General features: G+C 54.8%; 1 protein-coding gene. It reads right to left on the bottom strand.

What is annotated here, in order from left to right; all coding sequences use genetic code 11:
* Window positions 1-21: 21 nt before the first annotated feature.
* Entirely contained in the window at window positions 22-507 is a 486-nt protein-coding gene (locus IE243_RS21140) for a DUF305 domain-containing protein (RefSeq protein WP_191321289.1), read from the bottom strand.
* Window positions 508-544 lie beyond the last annotated feature (37 nt).

Raw genomic sequence — 544 nt, 5'->3', positions numbered from 1 at the left:
CTTAGACGTTGGTCACTCCGCTCACTGCAGGCGGGCCGCGATCGCGTTCATTTGCTCAATTTCTCGTCGCTGGCCTTGCGAGATTTCCTGACAAAGCTTGATCAGTTCGGGATCCTGGAGTTTGGCTTCGCGGCACATCAGAATAGCACCGGAATGGTGAGGCACCATCGATTGGATGAATTGGCGGTCGCCGACTAGCGCCTGGCTGCGCGTGGCCCAGAATGAGCCGAGAGTCACCACTGCGAACAAGACATAAAGTACAATGTTCGTGCGCGCGTCCTGATACATCCCCGCCATCGTCGCGAGCATCAGTATACCCATTGGAGCCCACATGGTAAGCGCCATGTAAAGCATGTTGGCATTGTTGCGATAGTCCCGCCACCCGTCGATCATCGTGTACATCACGAGGTACATCACGACGAGACTCAACAGTAAATTGAGGCCGAGCATCCAGTATGCGCGTCTTCCAGAGTGGGTCTGTCCCTGATGATGCTCTGTCTTATCCATCGGCCGCTTCCTTTTGTTCGGTCAATTTGGTGACACC

The sequence above is a fragment of the Camelimonas fluminis genome, from assembly GCF_014656355.1.
GTDB lineage: Bacteria > Pseudomonadota > Alphaproteobacteria > Rhizobiales > Beijerinckiaceae > Camelimonas > Camelimonas fluminis.
The sequence above is the reverse complement of the archived record's forward strand: the minus strand, read 5'-3'. Positions and strand labels throughout refer to the sequence as shown.